This is a genomic window from Luteococcus sp. H101, assembly GCF_038433155.1.
Classification (GTDB): Bacteria; Actinomycetota; Actinomycetes; order Propionibacteriales; family Propionibacteriaceae; genus Luteococcus.
In genome coordinates, this window is sequence record NZ_JBCDMW010000018.1 from 1 (window position 1) to 5488 (window position 5488).

The 5488-nt window shown below is 67.8% G+C and carries 5 protein-coding genes and 1 tRNA gene; 5 read left to right on the forward strand and 1 reads right to left on the reverse strand.

The genetic code is table 11. The annotated features are described in order from the left end of the window. Nucleotides 1-132 precede the first annotated feature (132 nt). The 3 genes from AAEX60_RS06815 (at nt 133) to AAEX60_RS06825 (ending at nt 1504) form a co-directional block, all read left to right on the forward strand. Nucleotides 133-205 (forward strand) — tRNA-Thr (locus tag AAEX60_RS06815). Nucleotides 206-451: 246 nt separating this feature from the next. Then, nucleotides 452-889: a hypothetical protein gene (locus AAEX60_RS06820; protein ID WP_342102136.1), complete on the forward strand. Its 438-nt coding sequence runs from the start codon at nt 452-454 to the stop codon at nt 887-889. A gap of 33 nt (nt 890-922) precedes the next feature. Continuing rightward, nucleotides 923-1504: a hypothetical protein gene (locus AAEX60_RS06825; RefSeq protein ID WP_342102137.1), complete on the forward strand. Its 582-nt coding sequence runs from the start codon at nt 923-925 to the stop codon at nt 1502-1504. A gap of 12 nt (nt 1505-1516) precedes the next feature. Here AAEX60_RS06825 and AAEX60_RS06830 read toward each other — a convergent pair whose 3' ends face one another. After that, on the reverse strand, nt 1517-1825 hold the full coding sequence (locus tag AAEX60_RS06830; protein WP_342102139.1) for a rhodanese-like domain-containing protein: 309 nt from the start codon (nt 1823-1825) through the stop codon (nt 1517-1519). 240 nt (nt 1826-2065) lie between these two features. Between AAEX60_RS06830 and AAEX60_RS06835 the strand changes: the two genes are divergently transcribed. Next, complete coding sequence (locus AAEX60_RS06835) at nt 2066-4570, forward strand: FAD-dependent oxidoreductase (protein ID WP_342102143.1); 2505 nt, start codon at nt 2066-2068, stop codon at nt 4568-4570. An 89-nt stretch (nt 4571-4659) separates the two neighbouring features. Next, a complete protein-coding gene (locus AAEX60_RS06840) occupies nt 4660-5289 on the forward strand; it encodes a class I SAM-dependent methyltransferase (protein WP_342102144.1) in 630 nt (209 codons plus the stop codon). The last annotated feature ends 199 nt before the right edge of the window (nt 5290-5488 follow it).

The following is a 5488-nucleotide window of genomic DNA, read 5'->3' on the forward strand; positions in this document are numbered from 1 at the left end:
TCCGTCGCGGGAAGACGGAACCCGAGCGGCCAGGACTGACGCGCCGAGCGCCCCTCCGCGAAGGCTGAGCTTGTCGAAGCCACCCCGCCCCGGCACAATTGACCGGTCGGCCCGTCGAACACGCGCCGACGCGCCTCTGTAGCTCAGTTGGTAGAGCGCCTCTCTTGTAAAGAGGATGTCGCGGGTTCGAATCCTGTCAGAGGCTCTGCTGCCGCTCTGGGCATTTCTGAGTTCTCGCCAAGAACCGCCGAGCGCCCGTTGCCCCCCTCCCGCCGCGGAGGATTCTGGTTTCATGAGCACTCACAGCTACTGGCGTCACGGCATGGCAATGGCCAGCGCCTTCGGGCTGGCCATTGCCCCTTACATGCTTTTCCCCACCCCCGCCGCTGACGCCTACACACTTCTTGGCTGCGTCTGGGCGAAGGGGAAGGGCTCTCCCGTGTAGGTGCAGATGCCTACCCGCGATGCTGGAAATTTCAACACCGCCGCCAACAACCTCAACCGAACGGGGACTGGCACGCATCCAAATCTGTACTCCACCAAGGGCACCCCCGCCTATGGCATCACAACGCAGGTGGCCAATTTCGGCACGTGGAACGGGACGGATGGGCTTTGGACGCCCCCGTATCCATGCGGAACGCACACCCTGATTTCCAAAGGGAACGTCAAGATCAATTCATACTATCTGGACCTTCCGAACTACCCGCAGGCCGTCGACATCAGTTTGATTACACATGAACTGGGCCACGCCGAAGGGCTCGGACACCAGACCTCCGATCCGTGTCACCTCCCCGCGGTGATGAATCCTTACACCAGCACCCGGCGCCAGTGCAACTGGAACACGCCGACCGCCGACGACGCCATGGGCCTTCGCGTCGCCTACTCATGATCCAACCGCAACTCATGATCCGAGGAGCCGAACATGACCCGCATGAGGCAACTTCCATTCGTCATCGCCGTAGCCATGGCCGCTACCGGCTGTACCACCGACAGCCCCACCAACGCCATCGAAGCTCCGGCCACACAGCAGTCGGTGGCAGGTGAGGTCAGTCAGAGCCAGTTCCATCCGAACCTTCGATCATTGGCAAAGGCCTCCACCTTGGTCGTGATCGCGGAGCCGACCCAGCAGACACGGATCGTCGACGCAGACGAGGACGGCGTCACCGGGGAAAAGTCCACCCTGTCCACGATGCGGGTAACGTCGGTCCTGAAGGGTCGCCAACTCGTCCACGCCGGGGACACCATTGAGCTTCGCCAGTTTGGGGCGCCAACTGATCCCACCGTTCCCGAGGAACTTGTCCGCTCCGGCAACGACTACCTCCTGTATCTCAGCGAATTCCGCTTCCACCCGAACCAGACGACAGGCCAGTGGACGGGCACGTCGATGGATGCCTTCTACGCCAGGAAGCACGGCGAGAAGGACTTCCAGAACCGATCCATTCACGGCATCGGTCAGCTGGGAAAGACGGTGACGGCAGGTCAGGCCGAGGCTGCTCTGAGCTGAGGGCTGACCGCATCACTCCTGAACCAGCGGCCTTCCCGCCGCCTTCCAGCCGCGCATCCCACCCGTGAGTTCCGCGGCGTCAATGCCGTGTTCGCGCAGTAGCGCCGTCGCCCGCTTCGCCTTGGTGCCACCACCACAGGTCACCGGCAAGGGCCCCTGGGTGGTGGGCAGATCGGTCAGCCGGGCCGCCAACTGGTCGATCGGGATGTGCACCGCGCCCGGGGCATGCCCCTGCTCCCACTGGTCGTCGGCGCGCACATCCAGGATCACGGCGTCGTCGGCCAGCTCGGCGGCGGCGATCTGGGGTAGGTGATCGGTCATGGCTCCATTCTGCCCGGTCACCACACCGACCCCGCCAGCCAGCGAGCCCCGCACCCGGCGGGCTGCCCGGCCCCAACACAACAAATGCGGCAGGTCAGTTGCCCAAGGGGCTCTCGGGGCGTTTGGACAACTGACCTGCCGCATTTGTTGTGTTCGCCCCATGCCGCCGGCATGCGGAGTCGCGTTTCCGATACCCCTATGGGTATTCTCGGAGGTGCACTCCCACCGGAAGGAAAGACCATGAAACTCGTCGTCGTAGGCGGCGTGGCCGCCGGCATGTCCCTGGCCGCCCGCGCCCGCAGGCTGGATGAGGATGCCGAGATCGTCGTCCTGGAACGCTCCCACCACGTCTCCTTCGCCAACTGTGGCCTGCCCTACCACGTCGGGGAGGTGATCACCGATCGCGACCGGTTGCTGCTGCAGACCCCGGACAGCCTGCGGGAGAGCCTCAACCTGGACGTGCGGCTGCGCCAGGAGGTGATCGACGTCGACCCCGCCCACCGGACCGTCACGGTGCGGGACCTGGACTCCGGCCGGGAGTACCACGAGGACTACGACGAGCTGGGGCTGTGCATGGGCGCCCAGGCGCTGATCCCGCCGGTGCCGGGCGTGGACCTGCCCGGGATCCACGTGCTGCGCAGCATCGGGGACATGGACCGGATCAAGGAGCGGGTCGACCGCGGCGTGAACTCCCCCGCCGGGCTGCGCGCCGTGGTGGTGGGCGCCGGGTTCATCGGGCTGGAGGCCGCGGAGAACCTGCGGGAACGCGGCGCCGAGGTGCACGTCGTGGAGCTGGCGCCGCAGATCCTGCCACCGGTGGACCCGGAGATTGCCGCCGACGCCGAGCGCACGCTGCGCACCCACGGGGTCACGCTGCACCTGGGAACGGCGGTCACCGGCTTCGCCGCCGAGGGCGAGCGGCTGCGGGTCAGCCTGGGCGACGACGGTGACACCCTGCCGGCCGATCTGGTGATCCTGGCCATCGGCGTGCGGCCGCTGACCGAGCTGGCCACCGCCGCCGGGGTGGAGATCGGCCCCCGTGGCGGGATCGTGGTGGACGAGCACCAGCGCACCCGCGCCGAGCACATCTGGGCCGCCGGTGACGTGGTGGAGAGCCGGCACACCGTGCTGCCCGGCAGCCACGTGATTGCCCTGGCCGGGCCCGCCAACCGGCAGGGCCGGGTTGCCGCCGACAACATCTGCGGCCGCCAGAGCCGCTATGAGTCCACCCAGGGCACCTCGGTGGTGAAGCTGTTCGCCATGACGGTGGCCGCCACCGGCGCGAACAGCCGCCAGCTGGCCGCCGCGGACATCCCCTTCTGGACGGTGCACGTGCACCCCACCGGCCACGCCAGCTACTACCCAAGCACCTCCCCGATGCACCTCAAGCTGCTCTACTCCCCCACCGACGGGAAGCTGCTGGGCGCGCAGGGCGCCGGCTTCGACGGGGTGGAGAAGCGGATCGACGTGATTGCCACCGCCCTGCGGCTGGGCGGCACCGTCTTTGACCTGGAGGAGCTGGAGCTCTCCTACGCCCCGCCTTATGGCTCGGCGAAGGACCCGGTGAACATGGCCGGATTCCTGGCCAGCAACACCATCCGGGGCGACGTGAAGCTCTGGTACCCGGATCATGACCTGACCGGCTGCCGGGTGGTCGACGTGCGGGAACCCACCGAGTTCGAGGTGTGGAGCCTGCCCGGCTCCCAGAACATTCCGCTGGGCCGGATCCGCGACGAGCTGGACGGCTGGGACCGCAACCAGCCCATCCGGCTGCTGTGCGCCGTCGGTTTCCGCAGCTATCTGGCCCAGCGAATCCTGGTGCAGCGCGGCTTCACCGACGTCGCCTTCCTCAGCGGCGGCACCACCACCTACCGCTCCTGGACCGGGGAGCAGGAGGAGCCGGTGGACCTGAGCGCCTTCACCCCCCGCACCCCGGCCGAGCCGACGGCCCCCACTGCTCCGAGCGCCCCGGCCGGCCCGTTCACCACCGTGCCGCTGGGCGCCCAGTCGATTGACCTGGACTGCACCGGGCTGGCCTGCCCCGGGCCGATCATGAAGCTCTCGGAGACCATGAAGAGGCTGCGGCCCGGCGACGAGATCGTCGCGACCGTCTCGGACATGGGCTTTGCCGCCGACGGCCCGGCCTGGGCCCGGCGCAATGGCCACCAGTTGGTCAACCTGGAGCAGTCCGGTTCCGGGGTGAGGGCCACCTTCCGGCACACCGGTGACCAGGTGGCGCAGGCCGCCCAGAGCGCCCCGGCAGCCGTCGAACCGAAGAACAAGAACTCCTTCGTGGTCTTCTCCGGTGACCTGGACAAGATGATCGCGGCTTTCATCATCGCCAACGGGGCGCTCTCGATGGGCAACCAGGTGAGCATGTTCTTCACCTTCTGGGGGCTGAACGCACTGCGCGACCCGAAGGCCCCCAAGCGGGACATGAAGCCGATGGACAAGATGTTCAAGGCGATGATGCCCGGTGGCGCCGACGCCCTCACCCTGTCCCAGATGAACATGGGCGGCGCCGGCACGGCCATGATCAAGAACGTGATGAAGCAGCACAATGTGCCCAGCGTCGCGGAATTGATCCGCTCGGCCATCGACGGTGGCGCGCGGCTGATCGCCTGCACCATGACCATGGATCTGCTGGGGATCGCGAAGGAGGACCTGCTGCCGGGCGTCGAGTTCGGCGGCGTGGCCACCTTCCTGGACGAGGCGGGCGACTCCCAGACGACCTTGTTCATCTGACCCCGGAGGGGGCCAGCGAGAAGTGTGGATGGTTCCCACCGACATTGGTGGGAACCATCCACACTCGTCCCCGTGCAAGACTGGCGGGCGTGACTGACAGCACTGCACCCGTCCCCGTCGAGCCCGGCACCTGGGAGAAGGTCGTCGCGGCCAACCCCCAGCATGCCCACAACTACGCCGAGCGATTCCGCCGGATGGAGGCCGAGGGGACCGACCTGTTGGGCGAGGCCCGCTTCATCGACGCGATGGTGCCGCGCCATGCGCGCATCCTGGATGAGGGCTGCGGCCCCGGCCGCCACGCCGGCTACCTGTCCGAGCGGGGGCACGATGTCGTCGGGGTTGATCTTGACGAGACCTTGATCACGATCGCCCGCGCCGAACACCCCGGCCCCGCCTACTTTGCCCAGGACCTCACCCTTCTTGATCTTGCCGGGCACGGCGTGACCTCCGGCTTCGACGCAATCCTGTGCGCCGGCAATGTGATCGCCTTCCCCGCGCCCTCCAGCCGTCGGCGCATCCTGGCCAACCTGGCCGCCGCCCTGGCGCCCGAGGGTCGCGCGGTCTTCGGCTTCGGCAACGGCCGCGGCTACTCCTTCAATGACTTCCTGGCCGACGCCGAGGCGTGCGGCCTGAAACTGCAGCTGGGGCTTTCCACCTGGGACCTGAAGCCCTTCCGGGAGGACTCGGACTTCCTGGTGGCGGTCTTCGGCCGCGCATAGTGCCGCTGGATCCGCGGCCTAGTCTGGAGGCATGAGCCCCGAGATCCACATTGTCCGCGGCGACATCACCGCCCTGTCCGCGGTGCCCGGCATCGAGCCCGTCGACGCGATCGTGAATGCCGCCAACTCCGGCCTGCTGGGCGGCGGCGGGGGGGGGGGGGGGGGGGGAGGGGGGGGGTGGGGGGCGGAGAGCACAGCG